Source organism: Paraburkholderia sp. GAS42 (assembly GCF_050436565.1).
Lineage (GTDB): Bacteria > Pseudomonadota > Gammaproteobacteria > Burkholderiales > Burkholderiaceae > Paraburkholderia.
Genome location: NZ_JBNDML010000018.1, coordinates 44,760 through 68,456 on the forward strand (window position 1 = coordinate 44,760; position 23,697 = coordinate 68,456).

Genomic DNA, 23,697 nt, shown 5'->3' on the forward strand with positions numbered 1-23,697 from the left:
GCCGGGTGATTTTTGGCTGATGACGGTCCACGTATGTTCCATCAGGCGAATGGCCATTTCCAGCCCTCCACGCTGCCGTTTGCGCTTCGACGAGATCCATCTACACATGAAAAACGGCTCATCGAAACATTCTTCATTTTGAATATCAAATACGAGTACATGACTTTTCCGGTCGAATGAGAGAGGCGCTTGTTCCGCGATACATAAGTTAAAGCTTATGTTTATCGAAATAATCTTTAACTATCATCTATCGTTCTGGCGCCCTACGCTGTGTCTACGTAATCGACCACCGGAGAGACAACATGGGCGACGCACACATCCACGGACACCACACGGAACGCGAACAGGCAATCCGGACCCAGCTTTGCGCATTCAACACGGCGTTCGCCGAACTTGGACTGCGCTTCCGCTGGGACGCACAGACGCTTGAATCGCTCACTTCGATCGAAGGCGAACAGGCGCGCATCGTCGCGTACATCGAGACGCACCATCCGCATCTGCTGAACGCGTACAGCGCGGCGTTTCTGAGCGAAGCGATTCTCGCGAAGAAGACCGCACTCTCGCCGGACGTCCTGCCGGCGCGCACGGAGGCCAGCGTCAACGCGCATGCCACACAACCGGCTTCGCAGAGCTTTTCGTTCGCAGCGTACTGGTCTGGTGAACCCGATCTGCCCGCTCTTGCTGGCGCCTGAGGCAACCGGAATCAACCTGAATCAACTTTAGCCAGCCGCGCTGTCACGCGCGGCAAACGCGCTCGCTATGCGTGTAAAACTCACCCCGACGCATTCGCGTCGGGGTGAGTTTTATCGTGCTGCGCGACCCTCGTTGTCCGTTGTTGTTACCCGCCGCCAGTGTCAGTGGCTCAGACGCGAACCCGTGCCGACACTGGCATTCACCGCGCTCCCATCGCTCGATTCGATCCAGCGCTTACGCATTGGCGCGAGAATGAACTTCGCCGAGATCCCCGCCGCGATCGTCACCACGGCTGCGACGATGAAGACCAGATTCCAGCCGCCCGTCGCGGACAGCACTGACGCAAGCGGCACGATCAGCGAAGCGGTGCCCTTCGCCGTATACAAGGTGCCCGCGTTGGCAGCCGCATATTTGCTGCCGAACGTGTCCGCGCAGATCGCCGGGAAAATCGAAAAGATCTCGCCCCAGAACAGGAAGATCAGTGCCGCGAACGTCATGAACGCATACGGGTTCGTCCCGTACTGCATCAACCCGAGTAGCGCGAGCCCTTCGCCGATAAAGATCACGAACATCGTGTTCTCGCGCCCGAGCTTGTCGGAGATGAAGCCGCAGAGCGGACGCGTAAAGCCGTTGCAGATGTTGTCGATGGAAAGCGTCATCGTGAGGAGTGGCAACGTCATGCCGAAGAAGGTCATCGGCAGGCGGGCAAGGCCCCAGTCTTTCGCGATGGGGCCGATCTGCGCGGTCGCCATCAGGCCGCCGGCCGCAACTGCGACGAACGACAGGTAGATCACCCAGAACACCGGAGCCTTGATCATCTGCCCCGGCGTGTAATCGACCTTGCTGACAGCGAACTTCTTTTTCGCTGCCGATACCGGGCGCGGCGCAGGTTTGAACAACAGCAGCGCCAGCACCAGGATGCTCGCGCCTTGAAGAATGCCGAAGAACAGAAACGTATGTTCGTAGCCCGAGCGCGTGATCATGTTGGCGATTGGAATCACGGTGACCGCAGCGCCAGCGCCGAAGCCCGCCGCTGTCAGCCCGGCCGCGAGACCGCGCCGGTCCGGAAACCATTTCAGCGCGTTGCCGACACACGTGCCATACACGCCGCCCGCCCCGATCCCGGCAATGACGGACGCCGCATACAGTTCAGGCAACGTTGTCGCATACGAATTCATGATCCACGCGACACCCGCGCAGACCGCACCGACAGCAACCACCGGGCGAGGTCCGAAGCGATCGACAAGCCAGCCTTCGATCGGCACGAGCCACGTTTCAGTCAGGATGAAAATCGAAAAAGCCAGCTGGATCGACGCTTCGCCCCAGTGATGCCGCGCGTTCATCGGTGCAACGAACAGGGTCCACGCATACTGAAGATTCGCGACCAGCGCCATGCACAACATGCCGATCACCAGTTGACACCAGCGGTTCGCCCAAAAGGGGCTCGCCGGGGATTGCCGGGTCATTCCATTCATGTGCCTTGTCTCCGCTATCTGATTTGTGCCGGTGTCTTGCGCTATGCGTAGAGCGTCGTATCGCATCGTGCTGCGCCGGCTTATACGGAGTCATGCTAAGTACATTACAGAATTACTAATAATCAAAATTCGTTATCGTGTTCATTCGCTATCGTTTATGCATCGACCTTTGCCCGCTTATGGATTGCCCTTCGCAATACGGTCGGAGCGCGCGGAATACAGCACGCAAGCGCGTCAGCGCAAAAAGCCCGGCCGTCAGATGACGTGCCGGGCTTCCGTGCTCGATGAACCCTCGTCGCAATACGCGGTATTCAGTCGAGGAAATCGCAGTGCGCTTCGACGAATGCAGCGAGGTCGAGCGAATGCTGACGCGTGAGCCGTTCGGCCAGTTCGGTATCGCGCTTCTCAAGTGCCTCGATGATGCGCAGATGATCGACGATCGAACGCGACGCGCGATCGCTCTGCGAAATCGTCAGGCGGCGAATCGCGCGCACGTGAATAAAGATGTTCCTGATCGTATCGAGAATGACCTGCGACTTCGACAGTTCGACAATCGCCTGGTGAAACGCAATATTCGCGTCGGAGTAATCGGCGATGTGCTCCGTCGGCGTCGTGTCGTGGAAATGATCGAACATGTGGCGCAGCCGGGCGATCTCCGCGTCGGTAGCGTGCAGCGTGGCGAGCCGCGCCGCCATGCTTTCGAGCGCCGCCCACATCTGGATCATCTCGACGATTTCACGCTTGCTCTTGCGCACGATATAGATGCCACGCCGCGGCACCGTGCGCAGAAAGCCTTCCTGTTCGAGCCGCGTCATCGCCTCGCGAACCGGCGTGCGGCTCACGCCGAGCGACTCGCTCAACACGCGGTCGTCGAGGCGCACGTCTTCGCGCGTCTGGTAGATGTCGGCGTCGGCGATGGCCTGGCGCAGCATCGCGTATGCGCGGTCGCGCAGGCTCACGCTCGCGCCGATCGGCCGCAGCGACAGCGTCAGCGGCGTCGCCGCTATCTCCGTATGAAGTTCTGACAAGATGCGTCGCCCCAGGTTGGACCTGCGCGGCCGCGCGACGCGTTCAGCTTGCGTCCGGCGATAAGCGAAGATCGTGGCGGAATATTGAATTTAGTATATCAGGTATGAATCGAGGGTCGGTTGGCTTATTGAGCGTTGATTTTCTGCCGGGGGAATGCGCCGTCGGGCATCAACGCGTACTTCGGCACGACGCCGGCGCGCGGCCAGCCGGCGCGCTCATAAAGCCGCTCTGCATCTGCGGCACGACGTTTTACTACAGGCTGCCCTGACGCGAACGCGTTGCGACGCACATCGCAACCGATGCGCGTGCCCAAAAAAAAGGAGCCGACCGCAACCGCGTCGGCTCCAACACACACGCAGCGCCCTTGGGACCGCGCCACGGAACTACGCTCTGCACAGCACGTTTTGTGTGTAGCGTTAGATTGACGTCCGGGCCATCTGCAGGCACCCACCGACAACGCGCCGATTTGACCGCGCGCACGCGTCAGCAACAATACCTGGAACCAGGTATTCGCAATGCAGCCCCGACACCCGATAGTTTCGTCATCCGCGCGACATGATTTCAGGTAAGTTGCCGATGCAGGCCGTGCGCCCGCACTGTACGGTTAAGCATGCCGCGCCCCACCCCTTCGAAACCACTATTTCATCCATGAGCCAGGCCTTTTCTAACGTCAGCGAGTCAGTCCTCCCGGGACCGCTGCTGGTCGTCGAAGACGAACCCTTGATGCAGGACAGGATGCGCGGCATCCTCGCGACACTCGGCTATACCGATGAAGCGCTAGCGTTTGCCGGCAGTATCGGCGCCGCCAGAGCACTGCTCGCGGATCAGCCGTTTGCGATGGCGCTGATCGATGTCGGGCTGCCGGACGGCAACGGCATTGATCTCATCCGCACGCTGCATGAACGCGATCCGGCCTTGCCGATTCTGGTAATCTCCGCGTGGAGCACCGAGCACATCATCGTGACTGCGTTGCAGGCGGGCGCCACCGGTTATCTGCTCAAGGAACGCGACGACATCGAAATATCGCTCTCAGTTCGCAGCGCACTGCGCGGCGGCGCGCCGATCGATCCGTTCGTCGCCAGACGCATTCTCGATCTGGTCGGCACCACGGGGCCTTCGTCTGTGACGGAAGACATCCACACGCCGCAGACTGTCACCGTATCGCCGCTTAGCGCACGCGAAATCGAAATTCTGTCGCTGGTGGGCAAGGGGCTGACCAATCGGGAAATCGCCGGTTTGCTGTCCCTGTCAAGGTTGACGGTCGAATGCCACATCAAGAATATCTACAAGAAACTGGCAGTAAATTCGCGCACGCAGGCGGTCTTCGAAGCGCGCACGCATGGCTTGTTACCCTGATCGGGCCGCTTGCCGCGGCGTTCGTCGCGGTGCTCGCGCTGCACTCGAATATCGCTGCCGCGCAGACGTCGTCCGATACGGGGGCGTTCACGCGTATCGAAGCTGCGCGCGCCGCACAGCCGGCCGATACGCCGCCGGCCGCCGGCTGGACTTCTGTTTCGTTACCCGATGACTGGTCGTCGCGATGGCCCGACTTCGACGGCGACGTCTGGTACCGGCTGACGTGGCGACAGGCGGGTACGGCCCAGCCTGTTGCGTTGATGCTCGACTATCTGAACATGGCCGGCGCCATCTATCTGAACGGCACGTTACTGATGCGCGACCCGCATCTGACCGAGCCATTGACGCGCGCCTGGAACACGCCTCGCTATCAACTGCTTCCGCCGCCGCTGCTGCGCGAAGGAACGAACACGCTGCTGGTTCGCGTCGCGGGTCAATCGCAGTATCAGCCAGGTCTCGGGCCCGTGTCGATCGGCGATCCTGCTGTCGTCATCGCGCAATATGACAGCGCTTACCGGCTGCGTCACGATCTGCAACTCTTCAGCCTCGCCGTCACGGCGACATTGGGCTGCTTCTTTCTGTCGCTGTGGTTGATGCGCAGGCAGGAAGCGCCGTACGGCTGGTTCAGTCTGATGTCGCTGGCGTGGTGGTGGGTCGCGCTCAATCAGGTCGTGACAACACCCTGGCCGTTCATCACCACCGATAGCTGGGAAGCCGCGAATTCGATCGCGCTGATCGTCTATAGCGCATCGTTCACGATGTTCATCGCACGATTTTGCGAGCGGCGGCTGCCTCGCATCGAGGCCGCGCTCTGGCTGCTCGTCGCGCTGGGCACGGTCGCGATGCTGGCGACGCCGCACAGCCATATGAGCGCTACGCGTGCCGTGCTGGCGACCGCCCAGGCGTGCTCGTTCTTCGCGACCTGTTTCGCGTTTCTGGCCTTCGCGTGGCGAAGCGGACGGACGGACCATCGCATCCTGTCGTTCTGCATCGCGATTTTTGTCGCGGCCGGCGCGCACGATCTGCTGACGTTCCTCGGGATTTTCAGCGACAACCACTACTACACCGCGCTGACCTCGCAACTGCAGACGATCGGCATGGCGCTCGTGCTAGCCTGGCGTTTTGTCGCGAATCTGCGCGGCATCGAGCAGTTCAACGACAGGCTCACCGTGCGCATCGAAGCCGCCAGGACCGAACTCGAATCGACGTTACAGCGCCAGCACACGCTAGAAGTGGCAAATGCCCGTCTCGGCGAGCGGCTCAATCTCGCGCACGATCTTCACGACGGTCTGGGCGGCACGCTCGTCAGCAGTATCGCGACGCTTGAACGCGCGCCGCATGACATCGCGCCGGACCAGTTCCTGTCGATCCTGAAGGAGTTGCGCGACGACCTGCGCATCATCATCGATACAGCATCGAACCATCAGTCGGGCGAATACGCGCTGGACGCGCAGATCAGCCCGTTGCGGCACCGGCTGACGCGTCTGTTCGAAAGCCATCGCATTGAATGTCACTGGACCGTTAGCGGCCTTGAGCAATGCTATCTGCCGGCGTCTCACAGTCTCGATGTGATGCGCACGCTTCAGGAAGCGCTAACGAATGTGCTCAAGCACAGCCGGGCAAGCCGCGTGGATATCGACCTGGCCAGCGACAACGAAGGCGTGAGGCTGACCGTGAGGGACAACGGCATGGGCTTCGATCCCGATGCGATCGGCCAGCATCCGGGCACCGGCATGCGCAGCATGCGGGCTCGCACACGGCGTCTTGGTGGGACGTTGAGCGTTGAGTCCACGAAGGGCGCTACCGTTCTCAGCGTGCATTTCCCGCGCGAGAATAGCGGCGTTGCGAGCGCGGGCGGATCGCACACCTCGTCCGCACCCGCACCGCACGCAAGGTCCGCGACAGAAACCACTACTCCGTGACGCGCGTTTTCCAGAACGCGTCTTGAACGCGCATCACCTCTTCCTCGACTTCCTCGACAGGGCCGATCAGTTCCACGGGCTTCTGGCAATGATCGAAGACGTAGCGTGAGGACACGCTCATCGTCGGATTTTCGGTGTGACTGCCCGTGGCCTCCAGCAGACGCTTTTCCGTCATGCCGAAGACCACACGACCGATGTTCGCCCAGTAAGCCGTGCCCGCGCACATGCAGCACGGCTCAACCGACGTGTACAGCGTGCAGCCCCACAGATACTCCGGCGTGAAGTTCAGCGCAGCCACACGCGCGAGCACGGATTCGGCGTGATTGACCGTGTCGACGTTGCCCTGCTCCATCAACACGGTCTCCTGATCCGGACCGACCAGGATCGCGCCGAACGGGTGATGCCCCATCAATGTCGCGCGTTCGGCGATCGCACTCGAATGCCGCAGATGACGCACGATCTGTTCGCGCGTCGGGGTCAGGCCTTGCGGCGGATACGTGGATGCTTCGCCGGCAGAACCGGATGCGACTGTGAGGCTCACTGAATGTCTCCTGTTGTTTAGCGTTACTTCGGCACCGTACCGTCGACGCCCTGAACGAACCAGTTCAAACGCAGCAGTTCCGCATCGCTAAGCGACTTGCCTGCGGCCACCTTGATGACGCCCGTCTGGTCCTTGAGCGGGCCCGTGAACGGATCGAACCTGCCGGAGATGATGTCGTCACGCTTTTGCGCCATTGCTTTCTGTGTAGCCGGCGAAACCGCGTCCGTATTGATGTCGGCCAGATCGATCGCCTTCTCTTTCAGACCCCACCATACCGGCGCATTCGTCCACTTGCCGGACTGTACCTGCTCCACGAGATGCGTGTAATAGACGCCCCAGTTGCTCACGCACGCGCCCAGCTGCGCATTCGGGCCGAACTTCTTCATGTCCGAATCCCAGCCGAAAGCATGCACCTTTTTCTGCTCGGCGGTCTGCATCGTCGCGGTCGAATCGGTGTTCTGGATCAGCACGTCCGCGCCTTCGCCGATCAGCGTTTCGGCAGCCTGCTTTTCGCGGCCCGGATCGAACCAGCTGTTGATCCAGATAACCTTCACCTTCGCGTCCGGATTCACCGAACGCGCGCCGAGCGTGAACGCGTTGATGTTGCGCACCACTTCCGGCACCGGCACCGAACCGACGAAACCCAGCGTCTTCGTCTTCGTCGTATAACCGGCGATCAGGCCAGCGAGATACGCGCTTTGATAGGTGCGCACGTCATACGTGCTGAAGTTCGCGGCCTTCTTGTAGCCGGTCGCGTGTTCGAACACGGTGTCCGGGAAATCCTTTGCAACCTTGAGCTGGAAGTCCTGGAAGCCGAAGCTCGACCCCACGATGATCCTGTTGCCCTTGTTCGCCAGATCGCGGAACACACGTTCCGAATCCGCCGACTCCGGCACATTCTCGACGCGGGTGACCTTCACCTTGTCGCCGAACTGCGCCTCAACGGCCTTGACGCCCTGCTCGTGCGCGTAGGTCCAGCCGGCGTCGCCAGGGTTGCCGAGATAGACGAACGCGATGCCAAGCGGCTGCGGTGCCGCGGCGCTGGCGCTAAGGGCTACGGTTGCGCCGAACACGGCGAGAACAGCAGTCGAGATGCGCAATGAGCGATGCAGCACGCGAGCCATCTTTGTTTTCATGAATTCTCCGGTAGCGGGTCGTCGGTTTGAAATGCCTGTCAGCAGGCTCTGGTTATCTTCACAGCAGAACAGCTATAGTCCAGGGCCAATTCGCAGCGAAGTAATTGCGCATGTTATCGCCGGTATAACGGAATCGCCATCTATTGCTTAAAGCCTTCGATGATGTGATACGCGTTCACGCACTTCACTGGTGCCGTGCGCATCAAGTGTGTGCGCGATGCACTTCGTTGCGCATGCAAACGCCTTTAAAGCCGCGCGTTTGGCGGTGGCGCGAAACGTCACCAGGCGATGCGGGCAGAAGCGGCCTAAGCGCGGCGTGGGGCGTTCCCAGAAGAGGAATCGCAGCACGTGTCCTGCCGATTCACTACACTTGAGCGCATCGATTGCTCAAGAAGGAGTGATTCATGGCGACGCGAAAGACGGCGGTGAAATCAGCAGAAAAGACAGGACAGATCCGGGTCGGCATCGGCGGCTGGACCTTCGAGCCGTGGCGCGGCGTGTTCTATCCCGAAGGGCTCGCGCAAAAGCGCGAGCTCGAATACGCCAGCAGTCAGCTCACGACCATCGAGGTCAACGGCACATTCTACGGCTCGCAAAAGCCTGCGACGTTCGCAAAGTGGCACGACGAAACACCGGACGACTTCGTCTTTTCGCTGAAAGCGCCGCGTTTCGCCACTAACCGGCGGGTGCTCTCGGAAGCGGGTGATTCCGTCGAGCGATTCTTTGCGAGCGGCGTGCTCGAACTGAAGAACAAGCTCGGGCCGATCAACTGGCAATTCGCGACCACCAAACAGTTCGATCCCGACGATTTCGAAGGCTTTCTCGAGCTGCTGCCGAAGCGTGTCGATGGACGCGCGATCCGTCATGCTGTCGAAGTGCGACACGAGAGCTTTCGTGACGAAGCCTTTGTCGCTCTAGCCCGCAAATACGAGGTCGCGATCGTGATCGCGGGTGACTCGAAATATCCGCAGATCGCGGACCCGACCGCGCCTTTCATCTACGCGCGAATCATGGGCACGACCGAAGCGCAATCGCAAGGTTATCCGGGCGCGACACTCGATCTGTGGACTGAGCGTGCGCGTACGTGGGCATCCGGCGGCACGCCGAAAGGGCTTGATCTGGTTGGCAAAGCCGGCGCATCCGGAGACACTGCCCGTGATGTCTATCTCTACGTGATCAGCGGATTCAAGGCGCACAACCCGGCGGCCGGCATCGCGATACTCAAGCGGTTAGGAAAAGATAAAGCGTGAGTCACGCCGTGCCGCGCGGCTAGCCAGCTGGCACCGCGCTGCTCTCCTTGAGATGTTGCGCGAGCAGCCTCGCATGTGGCGTCAGCGTCGCGAAATCGCGCGCACAGAGATGGAGTTTCCGCGCCCCCCACGGCTCAGAGAGCGGCAGAATCGCAAGACCCGGCCGATGAAGCGCCGCGGCCGACGCTTCTGACAAAATCGCGATGCCAATGCCCGCTTCGACGAGCGTCGCCACGTTCTCCGCGCTGCGCAGCTTGAGCCGGTAATTCACCTGCCGGCCAAGACGTGACGCGCGCTCGCCCAGATGGGTTTCCAGCGCCGCATCCGACAGCCCGACAAACGCCTCGCCGACGATATCCGCAAACGCCACGCTGGCCTGCCCGGCCATGCGATGCATCGTGCTCACGACGACCACCAGCTGATCGCGCGCCAAAAGATGGGTTTGCAGCGTCGTCAGATCCGCGATGTCCGCGACGATGCCCACCTCGGCGCGTCCTTCCGCGATCGCGAGGACGATCTCGCTGCTCGGACGCTCTTCGAGATCGACCGAAAGATCAGGCCACGCCGCCAGAAAGCGGCAGAGCTGCTGCGGAAGAAAGGCGGCGAGCGCGGCGGTGTTCGACAGCAGCCTGATGCGCCCCTTCAAACCCGTCGCGTACGTATGCAGCTCGCCGCGCATCTGCTGGACCTGCTCGAGAATCAGCCGCGCGTGCCTCACCAAAGCGTCGCCGGCGGCGGTTGTGCGCACGCCGCGGCGAGTCCGGTCGAGGAGCGGCGCGCCGAGCGCGGACTCCATCCCTGAAATGCGCTCGCTTGCGGAAGCCAACGCGAGATTCATCGCCCGTGCGCCCTGGGTCAGGCTGCCGTGTTCGACGACGCTCAAAAATAACCGCAAGTCGGTCAGATCGAATCGCATTGGCAGCTCCCTTCGGTTTTGGCGAAGTCTAGCATTGGAAAAGCCAGATTGCGGACGCACAAGGCTGTCGCTACGATCCTTCGAATGAACCAGTTTTTGTTACTGTCAGGTGCGGGTCTGCTGGCGGGCGCGATGAATGCGCTCGCTGGCGGCGGCTCGTTCGTCAGTTTGCCGGCGCTGATTCTTGCGGGCGTGCCACCGGTTCAGGCGAACGCTTCGAGCACGGTCGCGCTGTTTCCGGGCGGCATCACCAGCGCGTGGGCGTATCGCGATGGGCTCGGCCCTGTCGGTGCCGTATCACTGCGCCCGCTGGTCGCAGTGACGATCGCAGGCGGCGTCACCGGCGCGCTTCTGCTTCTGTGGACGTCCCCTGCGGCGTTCAACTTCGTGCTGCCCTGGCTGCTTCTGATTGCGAGTCTTGCGCTGGCGTTCGGACGCCGGATCGGCGAGCGGCTGCGCCGTCGCTGGCGCATCTGGCCCTCTGCCGTGCTGGCGGTTCAGTTCGCGCTGGGCGTCTATGGCGGCTATTTCGGCGGCGCCGTCGGCATCATGATGATCGCCGTCTGGGGGCTGCTCGACAGCGGCGACCTGAAGCGACTGAACGCGCCCCGGACGCTCCTCGTCAGTGCGGCGAACGCGATGGCTGTGCTCACCTTCATCGTCGCTCACGCGGTTCACTGGCCGGAAACGCTCGTCATGCTGGTTGCGGCGATTGCGGGCGGGTACGGCGGCGCGCAGGTCGGCCGCCGCGCGCCGCCCGCCGTGATCCGTTCCGGCACGTTGCTGCTGACTGCCTGCATCACGCTGGCGTTTTTCGTTCGCGCGTACTACCCGCGATGAAATAAACGACGCGTCCGCACGTTCTATGGTTGTCAGGAAGCCCGTTCACGCACCGCTCCTGCAATCAGCAAACCTGAACCCGGAGACGTACGATGATTTCAGCCTTACTGGATACGATCGGTGCGCTTGCCGTGCTCGCCAGCATTGCCGCGAAAATCGCCATGATTCGCGCGAGCCGCGAACGCAGCGTCGAACATGAAACGCTGCCACCCGCCGCGCCTGGGCATCGTCGATGAGACGCTTCGGGTAGCCGCCTGAAGGTTGCGATGCCCGCAATGGCCCCGGCGCGCAAAACCCGGATTGGCGACGCCCCGCCAGGCGATCGGTCAACCCGCTCCTGCCGGTTCATCCCGCACGCCGGCGGGCAGGCCGACATCGCCTGAATCCCGCTCCTCGCGCAGCGCCGCAGATCCGCGCAGCCGGCGCAGCGATTTCCCAGGATTGATCAACCCGAACGCGGCGACGCCCGCGCCAGCGTGTTCCGGTCAGTGCGCACGCCGCATGCTCACGACTCAACGCGCCGGATGGGCGGATACGGGAAGCGGTGTTCGAGATGCGCCGCGCCCGGTATATACACGCGCAGGGTCACGTAGAACGGTCCCGCCGGCGCCGGAAGCCAGTTGTGCTGCATCGTTGCGTCGTGCGGCTGGGACGCCGAAAAGCGCAGCGTGAGGCCCTCTTCGTCGTAGCGAAGGTGGGACGAACGATCGCCGACCGAGTAACGGTCGATGACGTTCTCCACCAGCATGCAGGACGTCTTGTCGTACATCGTGATCGACCAGAACGCGTGGGCCTCTGGCAGGCCACCTGGCGGGAACGTCAGTTCATAGGCATGGCGTCCGTCGAGCGGTCGCCCTTCGCTGTCGCAGTCGGCGGAGATGTACATCGCCTCCTCGATGCCCAGCGCGCCGATGTAATTCCAGCAGACGTGAGCGCGCGTGAAGTAATCGCCGCCAAACGAATCGCGCACTTCGACCGGCAGGAACCAGCCGCCGCCGAGTGCCGACGGATGCGGCACGTCCAGTTCGGCGAGCACCTGTTCGATCGCTGCACCGAGCGCGGCGAGCGGCCCCGCATCGAGTGTCGACGCATCGATACCGGCGCCGATGCCGACAGCGGCGAACCGGGCGAGACCCGCCCGTTCTGCCGGGGGAGGCGGATTGCGTGCGAGCGTCGCGTTGACGACTTCGGCATAACGGCGCCCATCGCCCGCCGTTTCGCGTCGTTCCATCGCGACGTCGAAACGGCGCTGCGCAGGACCACCGTTCAGGGTCGTCAGAAGGAAACGATCCTGCAACGCGTGGACGGCCGGCAAATCCTGCGGACCGTCGACCAGCACACGTCCAATCAACCAGACGTCACGCGTGGGACAGGCGATCGGCGTGCAATCCGTCAGATCGGCATCGGCAGGCGGCGGCGTATCGCGATGATGCAGCAGGAACTTGCGGGCGCCGTTGCCGGTGGTGCGTGTGCCGATGGAGTCGAATGGATTCGTATAGAAGTCCAGCAGGCCCAGTACGTAATATCGATTCGCGGTATCGGGAACAGTCAGCACAAGCGGTTCTTCGCCGATGTCGAGCCACGCGCTGATATACAGCGTGTCGTTGTTGGGCGTCACAACCTTGCGGTGCTGCGGACCGAGCAACTGACGGTCGCGCATGAGCCGGTTGATCCAGCACACCGTTGAATCAGGGCTGTCGCCCGCGAATCGACCGTCGTCGTCGCGGCGCGGGCACATTACCGCACGCGAACGTGCCATTTCGAACAACGGCAGCGTGTAGAGCACGGCATCGCGCGCGAGTGTGGCGAGGACTTCGGTTGCATCCGTCGCGGCCGGGAGAACGCGCGCGGCGGCGTAACCGCCTGCTGATAAAGACATGAGAACCGCTCCGTTAAAAGGGGATACGTGGAACGGAGTCAAGCCTACCCGCGCCACCCGATAACGGAATTAGGGTTTCGCCATGTTAAACACTTGAACGGGGTCGCCTGCCTATACTTTGCGGACAAAATTCCGCGGACTGATGCGGCGTGCGGTGACTGTTCCGGCTTGACCGGCGACTGTGGCGTGCGCCGGCAACGGCCCGCGCACGCAGGTAGTCAAACAGGAGGAGTCCCAGCATGATCAGTGGCAATGCACAGGAAGAGTGGGCCTACGTCGTTGGCCTTCAGGCGTTCGTCTACGGCTATCCGCTCGTCGAGATCGTACGGACGTGTGCCCTGATGACCGCGGTCGATGCGCCGACGGATCGCGGTCGCGCACCGATCAATCAGTTCTCGCACTGTCCGCGCCCATGGACGCACGAGGACCGCGACGTCGTCACGCCGGCCAACGATCTGCTGTACTCGATGGCGTGGCTGAATCTCGCCGATGGACCGGTTGTGCTGTCGACACCTGCGCCGACCGGACGCTACTTCGTGATGGAATTCGTCGACGCGTATAGCGACAATTTTCATAATCTCGGTCCGCGCGTCATGGGTCCTTCGGCAGCGCGCTTCGCGATTGTCGGACCTGACTGGTCGGGATCGTTGCCCGATGGCACGGTAGAAATCCGTTGCCCGACAAACCTGGTCTGGATGCTCGGACGCGTACTGATCGACGGCGCCGACGACATGGCGGAAGCGTGCGCCTTTCAGTCCCAGTTCACGCTACAGGCCACCGGAAAAAGCCGGTTACCGAAGGCGGTGGCCGACTACCAGGCATCGCCGCACAACGGCATCGGGTTCTTCGAAAATCTTGCAAGAGCGATGACCGACAATCCGCCGCCCGTGGTCGATGCAGGTCTCGTCGCGCAGTTCGCGCGCATCGGACTCGCGCGCGCCCGGCGCTTCGATGTGGAGTCCGCCAGCGAAGCGCGACTGGCAGGCTTAAACCGGGCGGCCGAAGCAGGAATGCAACTCATCGAAGGCCATACCCGCAGCCGTCGCGCGCTGCCGTGGTCGATCAACTACGCGGGCGGCCGTCTCGGCACCGACTACCTCGCGCGAGCCTGCACGGCGATGAAAGGCCTCGGCGCGCTTGCAAGCGACGAAGCGCTCTACGCGCTCGGCGACTTCGATGCCAGTGGCGAGCAACTCGACGGCGCGCGTCAATACGTGCTGCATTTTCCGGCCGGACACCTGCCGCCCGTCGATGCTTTCTGGTCCGTGTCGATCTACGGCAGCGACTTCTATTTCGCGGACAACCCAATCCGGCGCTACGCGATCGGCGACCGTTCGCGGGATCTGCGGTACGGACAGGACGGCTCGCTCGACATCTTCATTCAGCACAAGGCACCGCAGCAGGGTGTCTCGAACTGGCTGCCCGCTCCGTGTGGCCGTTTCTATCTGATCCTGCGTCTGTACCATCCGCGCAGGGAGATTCTGTCGCGAGACTACATCATTCCGGCTGTCCGGCGCGTCGACGAAACCGCCGCCGGATAACGAACGACGGCCTGTCTGATCCGCACAGACAGGCCGCGTTCCCTCGACGCCGCGCATTCCCCAGCGGCTTCCGGCGACGCCGTTCGCGCTGCCGTCGGTCAACGCGCACTGATGCGCGCCATGCAGGCCGGTGGCCGTTCGGGACGTCTGTGTGTTGTTGACATGACGCGCACCATCCGGTAGCCAGGCGTGTCGGTGTCGACGATGAACATCGTCGGTCCCGCGTCGGTCTGTGCCATCACGGCGCCGCTGTGATTGAATAGGCGAAGCGCGAAAACGCGCGTTTTGGTGATCACATCCATGACTGGGAATCCAACCCGTAACCCGCAGTTCGCGACAACGCTTGCTCATGGTCTCGAGTTGCTGAACTGCTTCAAGGTGGGCGAATCGATTCTTGGCAACAAGGAGTTCGCCGAGCGTACTGGTCTCTCGAAAGCCACCGTCTCCCGTCTCACGTACACGCTGGCCATGATCGGCTTTCTGCGCTACGACAACAGCGTGCGCAAATACCGGTTGGGGTCGGCGGCGGTCTCGGTGGGCTATCCGTTCCTGCAGGGCCTGCGAATCAGGGAACTGGCGCGGCCGCTGATGAAAGAACTCGCGGATACAACGCGCGGCTCGGTGTCACTCGGAATGCGCGACCGCACGCAGGTCGTGTACGTCGAGACTTCAAGGGGACATGACTCGCCGGCGTTTCGCCCGGATACGGGTGCTTCGCTGCCGGTTCTGGCGTCGGCGATGGGGCGCGCCTGGCTTGGACGTGCGGCGCCCGCACAGCGCAGCGCCGTGCTCGAACAGGTGCGCACGAGAGACCCTTTGCAATGGCAGACTTATCACGCATCGGTGGACGCGGCGCTGCGCGCGTTCGCGAGACGCGGCTTCGCCCTTAGCGAGGGCGACATCAAGCGCGACATTCACGCGGTCGCCGTGCCGATGCGCACACCGATCGATTCGGAAATCTTCGTGTTCAACTGCGGCGTGCCGCAGACTCAACTCGCCCGGCGCACATTAATCGACGAAATCGCACCGAAGCTGATGCACATGGTGGAGACGATCGAACACGAACTTGCCGCACAGCCTGACGCCACGCCCGTAGAGAAGGCCCTGAAACATCCATGAATCTGATCCCGAACAGGACTTGCCATGTTCGCGCCGCCTGACGACGATGACCGCCAGTTCGCCGTCACGCTGGCACGCGGACTCGAAATGCTGCGTTGCTTTTTGCCCGGCGAACGAATGCTGGCCAATCGCGACTTCGTCGAGCGAACCGGCCTTTCCAAAGCCACCGTTTCACGGCTTGCCTATACGTTGACGGAGCTCGGCTATCTGCGTCACGACGTGCAGGAGCGCAAATACCGGCTTGGAGGTGGCGTGCTGTCGATGGGGTATCCACTGCTTTCCGGCATGCGCATCCGCCAGATTGCGAGACCGTTCATGCGCGAACTCGCCCTCTCGATACGCGGTGCGGTGTCGCTCGGCATGCGGGACCAGGCGAACATGATCTACATCGAAAGCTGTTCAGCCGACAAACGCTCCGACGCGCGGCCCGACGTCGGAGCGATCCGCCCCGTTCTGCGCACGGCGATGGGACGGGCGTGGCTCGCCGCCGTGGCACCCGAGGAACGCGAAGTGGCGCTGAACCAGCTGAGGGTTGGCGTACCTGACCAGTGGCAGCAATATCGTTCGCAACTCGATCAGGCGATGCGTGACTACGCGGAACGGGGCGTGTGCGTGTCGTACGGCGACATGCAAAAAAATGTGTACGGCGTGGCGGTACCGGTGTGCGCGCCGGTCGATTCGGAAACGCTGGTGTTCAACTGCGCCGTGCGGGCTCACACACCGCAGGCGCGCGCGCTGCTCGACGACGTCGCGCCGCGTCTCATGATGATGGTCTCGAACATCGAGGCCGCCGCGGGTTTGCGATGACGTGACGTCGGGACTATCGCCACAACCCGCCGCCTCACCACAGCCCCGCGACGATATCCACGAACACGATCTTCACGATCGTCATCGCCGGAAAAATCATCGCGTAACCGATGTCAGGCTTGTCGCTAAAACGGCGGCTTACGGACAACTTGCGGCCCGGCCCCGCAGCCGTTAAGATGCGAACAATTCTTATTTACAAAGAGCCGATTTCCCGTGTTTTTCGTTGCGCAATCTATTGCGGCCGGGCCCGCGCGCGCGGGCGCCCGCGCAACATGAGGCCGCTGCTCGTTCGCCTGCATCGCTGGATGGGCGTCGCGACGGCGCTGTTCCTGTTCGTCGCCGGACTGACCGGCGCGGTGATCGCATGGGATCACGAACTCGACGCGGCGCTGAATCCATCGTTCTTCCACGCGCGCACGAATGGGCCGGCGCTGCCTTCGCTGGAACTGGCAAAGCGCATCGAGGCCGCCGATCCGCGCTTCGACGTGACGTATCTGCCGCTCGGCGTCGAGCGAGGCCAGACGTTGCAGATGATGGTGCTGCCGCGCACCGATCCGAAGACCGGCCAGCCTTACGCGCCCGGCTTCAATCAGCTTGCCGTCGACCCCGCCACCGGCGAGATTCAGGGCCGGCGCGAATGGGGCGCCGTTTCGGTCGCGCGACTCAACCTGATTCCGTTCATCTACAAGCTGCACTACACGCTGCATCTGCCGTTCATGGGCAGCTTCGACACGGGCACGTGGCTGATGGGCATCGTCGGCATTGTGTGGCTGTTCGATAGCCTGATTGCGCTCGTGTTGTCGTTCCCGAGCGTGAAGGCGTGGCGCAAGTCGTTTGCGTTTCGCGTGCGGCGCGGCGGCTACGCATTGACGTTCGACCTGCACCGCTCCGGCGGCGTCTGGATCTGGGGCGTGCTCGCGATCGTCGCGCTGACTTCGGTCTCGATGAATCTCTCCGATCCGGTGGTGCGCCCGATCCTTTCGACGGTGTCGACGCTCACGCCGACGCCGTTCAACAATCCCGAACTGAAACGTCGCGGCGAGCCCGGCAACGTATCGCTCACGGCTGAGCGCATCGTGCAGATGGCAGCGCAGGCGGGCCGCGAACGCGGGCTCAAGTCGCCGCCGGGCGCGCTGTATTACGTGCCGTCGTTTAATGCATACGGTGTGGGATTCTTCGCGCCGGGCCACGATCACGGCGACGCCGGTCTCGGCAACGCGTGGCTGTACTACAACGCGAATACCGGCAAGCTGGCAGGCGGATCGATACCCGGCAAAGGCTCGGCCGGCGACATCTTCATGCAGGCGCAATACCCGCTGCATTCCGGCCGGATCATCGGGATCGGTGGACGAATTCTGATGAGCTTCACCGGCATCGCGGTGGCGATATTGAGCGCAACCGGGCTGATGATCTGGCTGAAGAAGCTCGGTGCGCGCCGCCGTTCTGCGGCGGCTGCAGCTGCGGCGTCCCGCTCGGGCGTCACGCGGGAGTCTGCTGCGCAGTCCTGACCACGCAGCACAACACACGCTGTCGCGCGGACGGCTGCGAAGCTCTGTGGCTTGATACGCGGGCACGCCGTGCCGCCCTTCCACATGACGTAGCTATCGTCGACATCCAGGTCATCTCGTGTCTTCTGTTGCAGCATTCAAACTGATATTGCTCTCGCTCGTCGCGATCATCGGACTCGAGCTCCTTGCGAAACGTCTGCGTCTGCCGCCAGCCGCCGCGTTATTGGAAGTGTCGGCGCGGCTTGCGCGCGGCTGAGCGGCGAGCGGCTGGATACGCCAGAAGAAGACGGGGAGAAATGCAGGCAGTTGCAGGCTCAGGCCTTGCCTTCCGGCTGAACCGCCTGAGCCCGTATCAAACGACATCAAAGCGACATCAAAGCGACATCAAGGCAACGCGGATGTCCTGGCTTCGCCCGCGCGAAGTTGCGCGCGTTCGCTGCGTTCGACGAGCCAGCCGAACAGCAGCCCGATCGTCGTCCAGATGATCAGCTGCATGCCGATCGCCGCAATGCGGAAATGCCACAGCAGCGTGGCCGGGAAAGTCTGCGGCACCTCGTTGATCACCGGCATCGCGATCTGCACGGCCGCGATGATCGCGACATACACCCCACCGCCGATGATCGCCGCGTTCCACTGACCGAAGCGCGCAACCGCGCGTCGCCGCACCTTCAGCGAAAACACCAGCGCAACCAGCGATATCGCGATCATCAGGAAGAAGAGCCCGGTGCGCGGGCCGATCGTTTCGGGGTCGCCGATGGAAGGCGGATTAGCCGGATACTTGAGATTCGGCACGATCACGAGCGCGATAAACGCCGCCGCTGCGAGCATCGCGGACAGCGCCCGCGCGCCCAGCTTGCCGACGCGGCCATACGCATACGCGAAGGTCAACGCGAAGAGTCCGCCGAATGCCGCGCCGTACACGACCACGCCAGTCAACAGGCCGAGACCCGCCTGCGTTTCGCGGCTGACGAGTTCAGGCTCCGGCGCTTCGCCACGCGCCGCTGCGGCTTTCTCTTCGAATGTAATTGCCTGCTCGACCGCGGGTTCGCCGGCGAAGCGGGCGAATGCGAACGTGAGGAGTCCCGCGGCGATGCCTGCAAGCATGCCGCGTACCAACAGTTTGCCTACCATGTGTGCCCCCGTTAGTGGCAGGGGAAGCCGAGCAGATGGCGGCCGTCGTGGACGAATTCGTGAACCATCATGCCAGGGACGAGCGACGTCGCCCCTTGTTCAGCGCCGACAAAATACAGCGCAAGCAAAAGCAGCAGGCCGCCGAAGATGACCCACGGCAGCAGTTCGCGCAGGGGGATCAGTGCAGGTTGAGCGGCCGGCGTGAAAACGGTGTCAGTCATGATGAATCTCTCCAGGGGTTACGCGCCCCGACAGTCGACTAGAAAAGGGATGACTCGAAGCTCAGGTCTGGCTTTCGGCTCTATGCTGAGCCGATTACAGTGGCGCGACCGCGCCGGGCTTACACCGGCTTCCGCGCTTCGGTGACGCTATTCTACGCGCTAAACTTCGCCGCGCCAGCGTGATGAACGCTACGCCTCCGACAAAGGGACACGAGATGCAGACACGGTTGCTGCTGGTCAGCCACGCGGCAACGCGGGCGATGCGCGTGGGCGCTTTCCCCGCCGACGATCCGCTCGATGCGCGCGGCGTGGCCGAGATCGAGGCGTGGCGCGAGCGGGCGCAGAGCGTCGCTCAAGCCGCGCGCGTCTTTCGCAGCGACGCGACCTGCGTCCGCGAAATGGCTGAAGCGCTTGGGTTGAAGACGGAAGCCGCGCCCGCGCTGGCCGATGTCGATTGTGGCGAGTGGCGCGGCCGAAGGCTCAGCGATCTCGCCGCCGAAGAACCGGATGCGCTCGCCGCATGGACGCGTTCGCCCGACGCCGCGCCGCCTGGTGGCGAGTCCTTCAGCATGGTCCTCGCCCGCGTCGGCGCGTGGCTCGACGCGCTTCAGCCTGCACACGACGGCGACGCTTTAGTCGCGATCACGCATGCGGTGGTGATCCGCGCGGCGATCATTTACGCGCTGGGCGCACCGGCCTCAGCGTTCAGGCGGATCGAGATTGCCCCGCTGTCGATTGTCGAATTGCGGCGTTCGCGGGACGGAAGCTGGGCCTGGTGGCCGGGCTCCGCCTGAAATCTGAGGGGAGGAAGCAGAACTGCAGAAGAGAGAACATGCCTTCGTACCCGCTGGACGCTACGTCCGACGCGAGAAGCTGTACCGGATTGCCGGGATCCGCCACAGCCGCTCGATGTTCGCGCTGCGCTGCATGAAGAGCGTGCCTTCTGCAGATTGGGTAAGGTGGCGATAGCTTGACCTTCGCACCGCCCTGGCGCGCGGTGCCGCAATGTGGTGCGCCGCCCGTCAAGGCAACGGCCAGCAATTGTCACCGGCACCCCCACAGGCAAGCCCCGACGCTCATCGGCATGGAGCTTGCATAGCCGCTCGCATCGCGTCCCCCACGGACGCCCGACGAGCGGATCTCTCCCATGCTGCGCGACGAAGCGCCCTATAAGGCAATCCTCGATCACATTCGCTGGACCCCTGCGCCCGTACTGTACGCGCAGCGACATGGGCTGCTGGAACAGGACGCCGCCGTGTTCCCGACCTCCGCCGGCAGCGTCGAAAGCGCCGCTGCCGCGGCGTTTCCTCGAGCCGCCTGATGCATCGCGGAGGTTGTCGCGACCTGAGGAATTCCTTAGGCACATTTGAGGCGCGCCCGATTTCTGGCGCAGAGGCCGGCCTTTAGGCTCGCATGATGCACAACCCGAACGAAACGCCCGCGCGTACGACGCGCCCCGTCAGCCGCGCCGAACGCGGCATGGTCGCCACCGCGCATCCGCTTGCGACGCAGGAAGCGCTCGCCGTGCTGCGCGCAGGCGGCAGCGCAGTCGACGCCGCACTCACTGCCGCCGCGATGCTCAACGTCGTGCAGCCGCATATGACGGGCATCGGCGGCGACGCGTTCTGGATGATCGCGCCTGCCGGTGAAGCGCCGATCGGCATCGACGGTAGCGGGCAGAGCGCGCGACGCGCGACGCTTGAGCGCTTTTCAGGTCACACAGCACTATCGACACGTGGCGCGCTGGCTGCGTTGACGGTTCCTGGCGCGGTCGGAAGCTGGATGCTGGCGCGTGAGCGCTTCGGCAAATTGCCGCTTGAGCGCGTGCTCGCTCCCGCGATTGACTACGCGCGCGAGGGCGTCGCGGTCGGACGCGATCTTGCGCGCTGGTTTGCGGACGACGCCGAAGTACTGCGCGCCGATGCGGGCTGCCGTGCGACGTATTTCGATGAGCACAGTCACGTGCTGAAGGAAGGCGCGCGTCTCAGGCAACCCGCGCTCGCCGGAACGTTCGGACACCTCGTGCGTCATGGCCTGTCGGCGTTCTATCGCGACATCGGCGATTCAGCCGCTGCATATGTGGATGCGCAGGGCGGTCTGCTCGATGCCACGGATTTCGCCTCATATCGCGCGCAATGGGTGAAGCCGCTGCGCACGCGTTATCGCGGCTATGAGGTGTGTCAGATGCCGCCGCCGTCGCAAGGCATGGCCGGCGCGATGATCCTCAACTTTCTGGATGGCGTGCAGATCGATCCGCGGGCGCCTCTTGGCGCCGATTATTTTCACGCGAAGATTCAGGCGATCAAATGGGCATCTGGTTATCGCGACCGGCATCTGACCGATCCCTTGATTGTGAAGGTGCCCATTGATGAACTGCTTGCTGCGTCACTCGCTGCACGCGAACGCGATGCGTGGCTAGCCGACGCGACGCGCCAGCACGCCGCCGTCGCGCAAGGCAGCGATACGACGTTCATCTGCGTAGCCGACAGCGAAGGCAATGCTGTTGGCCTTGTGCAAAGCCTGTACTTCGATTTTGGTGCGGCGGTGCTCGATCCGGCGACCGGCGTGCTGTTGCAAAACCGTGGATCGTTCTTCTCGCTCGATCCGCGTCATCCGAATGCGCTCGCGCCTGGCAAACGCACCGCATCGACGTTGATGTCCGCGATGCTGCTTAAGGACGGCCTGCCGTATCTCGTCTACGGCACGCAGGGTGGCGAAGGACAGCCGCAAACGCAGACGTCGATCGCTACGCGCGTCGCCGATTTCGGCTGGGACGTGCAGCGCGCAATTGAAGCGCCGCGCGTGCTGTGCGGCCGTGCGTGGGGCGATGCATCGAACCGTCTGCTGCTCGAAGACAGCGCGCCCGCCGCGACCTTCGATGCGCTGCGGGCGCTCGGTCATCCGGTCGAAGCGGCTGCCGCGCTGCATCCGCTATTTGGCACGGCGCAGGCGATCCGTCTGCGCGGCCCGTGGTCGCCGTTCTTCGAGGGCGGTGCCGATCCGCGCGGCGAAGGCGTCGCGCTCGGCTACTGAATACGTCGACGCCATGACTTCGTCAACCCGCCACGTCGATCTGCTGATCCGCCACGCGCGCGTCGACGACGACGCGCCGCTCACCGACATCGTGATCGACGCTGGCCGCATCGTTGCACTTGCAACCGGTTGGGACGGCACGGCTCGTGAAGAAATCGACGCCGCCGGCCGCGCGGTCGTGCCGGGCTTTATCGAGCCGCATATCCATCTCGACAAGGCGATGTGGCATCGCGCGCGGCCTTCGGTTGCCGGCACACTGGAAGAAGCGATCCGCACCACGGGCGAACTGAAATCGCGTTGCGACCGTGAAGACATGCTGACGCGCGCGCGACGTGTTCTCGACATGGCCGTGCGCAATGGCACGATCGCAATGCGCACGCATCCGGACGTCGATCCGATCCAGCAACTGCTCGGCGTCGAAACGATGCTCGAACTGCGCGACGAATATCGCGATCTGATCGACCTGCAGATCGTCGCGTTTCCGCAGGAAGGCCTGATCAAGGCGCCCGGCACGCTGCAATTGCTGGAAGAAGCGTTGAATCTCGGCGCCGACGTCGCCGGTGGCTGCCCCTACAACGAAGCGAATCGCGAAGACACCGAAGCCCATATCGATGCGGTATTCGCGCTCGCGCAGCGCTTTAGCGTCGACATCGACCTGCACGCCGATTTCGCCGATGACACCGCCGACGCCCGCTTCTTCGCCACTGAATACATCGCGCGCAAGACAATCGAGACTGGCTATCAGGGCCGTGTGTCGCTTGGACACGTCACGAGTCTCGGCTCGCTGCCGCCCGCGCAACTCGCACCGCTGGTCGAACTGCTCGCCGATGCGCACATTCACATCGTCACGCTGCCCGCGACCGATCTTTACCTCGGCGCCCGCCGCGACACAGAAAACCCGCGCCGCGCGCTCACGCCATTGCGCGCGCTCGTCGACGGAGGCGTGAACGTCGCGTATTCGTCGAACAACGTGCGCAACGCGTTCACACCGTTCGGCAACGCGGACGTGCTGACCATCGGCAACCTGCTCGCGCACGCTGCGCAATTCGGCACGCCATCGCAGCAGGCGCAGATTCTCGCGATGGGCACCGTCAATGCAGCCCGTGCAATCGGCATCGAAGGCAACTACGGCATCGCGCCTGGACGGCTCGCCGATCTCGTCGTGCTCGATACGCTATGGATCGCCGACGCCCTGCTCGACATGCCGCCGCGTACCTGGGTCATCAAGCGCGGCCGTATCACCGTGACCACGCATCACTGCTGCGAGATTCATCGCGCTCATTCCACAGAAGAGGTGTAA

The 23,697-nt window shown here is 63.1% G+C and carries 24 protein-coding genes and 1 riboswitch; of the genes, 15 read left to right on the forward strand and 9 right to left on the reverse strand.

Annotation, left to right across the window (positions count from 1 at the left end; all coding sequences use genetic code 11):
* Nucleotides 1-302: 302 nt before the first annotated feature.
* Nucleotides 303-692: a hypothetical protein gene (locus P3T16_RS24460; protein ID WP_429256169.1), complete on the forward strand. Its 390-nt coding sequence runs from the start codon at nt 303-305 to the stop codon at nt 690-692.
* 162 nt (nt 693-854) lie between these two features.
* Here P3T16_RS24460 and oxlT read toward each other — a convergent pair whose 3' ends face one another.
* Nucleotides 855-2,168, reverse strand: a complete 1,314-nt coding sequence (gene oxlT / locus P3T16_RS24465) for an oxalate/formate MFS antiporter (RefSeq protein WP_429344248.1) — start codon at nt 2,166-2,168, stop codon at nt 855-857.
* 311 nt (nt 2,169-2,479) lie between these two features.
* Nucleotides 2,480-3,199 (reverse strand): GntR family transcriptional regulator, encoded by a 720-nt coding sequence (locus tag P3T16_RS24470; protein ID WP_429344343.1) that lies wholly within the window; start codon nt 3,197-3,199, stop codon nt 2,480-2,482.
* Between the two features lie 646 nt (nt 3,200-3,845).
* Here P3T16_RS24470 and P3T16_RS24475 point away from each other — a divergent pair.
* Nucleotides 3,846-4,553 carry a response regulator gene (locus tag P3T16_RS24475; RefSeq protein WP_429344249.1) on the forward strand — a complete coding sequence of 236 codons (708 nt, stop codon included), beginning with the start codon at nt 3,846-3,848 and terminating at the stop codon, nt 4,551-4,553.
* Nucleotides 4,463-6,475, forward strand: a complete 2,013-nt coding sequence (locus P3T16_RS24480; RefSeq protein WP_429344250.1) for a 7TM diverse intracellular signaling domain-containing protein — start codon at nt 4,463-4,465, stop codon at nt 6,473-6,475. Before P3T16_RS24475 ends, P3T16_RS24480 begins: the two co-directional genes overlap by 91 nt.
* On the opposite strand, the gene P3T16_RS24485 is transcribed toward P3T16_RS24480, so the two are convergent.
* Together P3T16_RS24485 and P3T16_RS24490 are read right to left on the reverse strand one after the other, a co-directional pair.
* Nucleotides 6,465-7,016, reverse strand: a complete 552-nt coding sequence (locus P3T16_RS24485) for a nucleoside deaminase (protein ID WP_429256173.1) — start codon at nt 7,014-7,016, stop codon at nt 6,465-6,467. The two genes, P3T16_RS24480 and P3T16_RS24485, sit on opposite strands and share 11 nt — an antisense overlap.
* Before the next feature lie 23 nt (nt 7,017-7,039).
* Nucleotides 7,040-8,152 carry a BMP family ABC transporter substrate-binding protein gene (locus tag P3T16_RS24490; RefSeq protein WP_429256174.1) on the reverse strand — a complete coding sequence of 371 codons (1,113 nt, stop codon included), beginning with the start codon at nt 8,150-8,152 and terminating at the stop codon, nt 7,040-7,042.
* Nucleotides 8,153-8,556: 404 nt separating this feature from the next.
* On the opposite strand from P3T16_RS24490, the gene P3T16_RS24495 reads away from it, so the two are divergent.
* On the forward strand, nt 8,557-9,402 hold the full coding sequence (locus tag P3T16_RS24495) for a DUF72 domain-containing protein (protein WP_429344251.1): 846 nt from the start codon (nt 8,557-8,559) through the stop codon (nt 9,400-9,402).
* A 19-nt stretch (nt 9,403-9,421) separates the two neighbouring features.
* Here P3T16_RS24495 and P3T16_RS24500 read toward each other — a convergent pair whose 3' ends face one another.
* The gene (locus P3T16_RS24500; protein ID WP_429344252.1) at nt 9,422-10,318 is read right to left on the reverse strand and encodes a LysR family transcriptional regulator; all 897 of its coding nucleotides are present in this window, start codon (nt 10,316-10,318) and stop codon (nt 9,422-9,424) included.
* A gap of 84 nt (nt 10,319-10,402) precedes the next feature.
* Here P3T16_RS24500 and P3T16_RS24505 point away from each other — a divergent pair, with 84 nt between their 5' ends.
* Together P3T16_RS24505 and P3T16_RS24510 are read left to right on the forward strand one after the other, a co-directional pair.
* Nucleotides 10,403-11,158, forward strand: a complete 756-nt coding sequence (locus P3T16_RS24505; protein ID WP_429344253.1) for a sulfite exporter TauE/SafE family protein — start codon at nt 10,403-10,405, stop codon at nt 11,156-11,158.
* Between the two features lie 92 nt (nt 11,159-11,250).
* Entirely contained in the window at nt 11,251-11,394 is a 144-nt protein-coding gene (locus P3T16_RS24510; protein WP_429256178.1) for a hypothetical protein, read from the forward strand.
* A gap of 269 nt (nt 11,395-11,663) precedes the next feature.
* Here the strand turns inward: P3T16_RS24510 and P3T16_RS24515 are convergent, their stop codons facing one another.
* Entirely contained in the window at nt 11,664-13,037 is a 1,374-nt protein-coding gene (locus P3T16_RS24515; RefSeq protein WP_429344254.1) for a DUF1254 domain-containing protein, read from the reverse strand.
* 239 nt (nt 13,038-13,276) lie between these two features.
* Here P3T16_RS24515 and P3T16_RS24520 point away from each other — a divergent pair, with 239 nt between their 5' ends.
* Entirely contained in the window at nt 13,277-14,578 is a 1,302-nt protein-coding gene (locus tag P3T16_RS24520; protein ID WP_429344255.1) for a DUF1254 domain-containing protein, read from the forward strand.
* 98 nt (nt 14,579-14,676) lie between these two features.
* Here the strand turns inward: P3T16_RS24520 and P3T16_RS24525 are convergent, their stop codons facing one another.
* Nucleotides 14,677-14,880, reverse strand: a complete 204-nt coding sequence (locus P3T16_RS24525) for a hypothetical protein (RefSeq protein WP_429344256.1) — start codon at nt 14,878-14,880, stop codon at nt 14,677-14,679.
* On the opposite strand from P3T16_RS24525, the gene P3T16_RS24530 reads away from it, so the two are divergent.
* The 4 genes from P3T16_RS24530 (at nt 14,879) to P3T16_RS24545 (ending at nt 18,268) form a co-directional block, all read left to right on the forward strand.
* The gene (locus tag P3T16_RS24530) at nt 14,879-15,697 is read left to right on the forward strand and encodes an IclR family transcriptional regulator (protein WP_429344257.1); all 819 of its coding nucleotides are present in this window, start codon (nt 14,879-14,881) and stop codon (nt 15,695-15,697) included. The genes P3T16_RS24525 and P3T16_RS24530 overlap by 2 nt on opposite strands.
* 24 nt (nt 15,698-15,721) lie before the next feature.
* Nucleotides 15,722-16,504, forward strand: coding sequence for an IclR family transcriptional regulator (locus tag P3T16_RS24535; protein WP_429256183.1), 783 nt, complete (start codon nt 15,722-15,724; stop codon nt 16,502-16,504).
* Nucleotides 16,505-16,776: 272 nt separating this feature from the next.
* Complete coding sequence (locus P3T16_RS24540) at nt 16,777-18,012, forward strand: PepSY-associated TM helix domain-containing protein (protein ID WP_429344258.1); 1,236 nt, start codon at nt 16,777-16,779, stop codon at nt 18,010-18,012.
* Nucleotides 18,013-18,130: 118 nt separating this feature from the next.
* Nucleotides 18,131-18,268 carry a hypothetical protein gene (locus tag P3T16_RS24545; protein ID WP_429344347.1) on the forward strand — a complete coding sequence of 46 codons (138 nt, stop codon included), beginning with the start codon at nt 18,131-18,133 and terminating at the stop codon, nt 18,266-18,268.
* A gap of 128 nt (nt 18,269-18,396) precedes the next feature.
* Here the strand turns inward: P3T16_RS24545 and P3T16_RS24550 are convergent, their stop codons facing one another.
* Complete coding sequence (locus P3T16_RS24550) at nt 18,397-19,143, reverse strand: CbtA family protein (RefSeq protein ID WP_429344259.1); 747 nt, start codon at nt 19,141-19,143, stop codon at nt 18,397-18,399.
* A gap of 11 nt (nt 19,144-19,154) precedes the next feature.
* Nucleotides 19,155-19,364 (reverse strand): CbtB domain-containing protein, encoded by a 210-nt coding sequence (locus tag P3T16_RS24555; RefSeq protein WP_429256186.1) that lies wholly within the window; start codon nt 19,362-19,364, stop codon nt 19,155-19,157.
* Between the two features lie 41 nt (nt 19,365-19,405).
* Nucleotides 19,406-19,548: riboswitch (cobalamin riboswitch) on the reverse strand.
* A 31-nt stretch (nt 19,549-19,579) separates the two neighbouring features.
* On the opposite strand from P3T16_RS24555, the gene P3T16_RS24560 reads away from it, so the two are divergent.
* From P3T16_RS24560 to P3T16_RS24575, 4 genes are all read left to right on the forward strand, one after another.
* Nucleotides 19,580-20,158 carry a histidine phosphatase family protein gene (locus P3T16_RS24560; RefSeq protein ID WP_429344260.1) on the forward strand — a complete coding sequence of 193 codons (579 nt, stop codon included), beginning with the start codon at nt 19,580-19,582 and terminating at the stop codon, nt 20,156-20,158.
* A 353-nt stretch (nt 20,159-20,511) separates the two neighbouring features.
* Complete coding sequence (locus P3T16_RS24565) at nt 20,512-20,685, forward strand: hypothetical protein (RefSeq protein ID WP_429344261.1); 174 nt, start codon at nt 20,512-20,514, stop codon at nt 20,683-20,685.
* Nucleotides 20,686-20,780: 95 nt separating this feature from the next.
* Nucleotides 20,781-22,397: a gamma-glutamyltransferase gene (ggt, locus tag P3T16_RS24570; protein ID WP_429344262.1), complete on the forward strand. Its 1,617-nt coding sequence runs from the start codon at nt 20,781-20,783 to the stop codon at nt 22,395-22,397.
* A 13-nt stretch (nt 22,398-22,410) separates the two neighbouring features.
* Nucleotides 22,411-23,697, forward strand: a complete 1,287-nt coding sequence (locus tag P3T16_RS24575) for an amidohydrolase family protein (protein WP_429344263.1) — start codon at nt 22,411-22,413, stop codon at nt 23,695-23,697.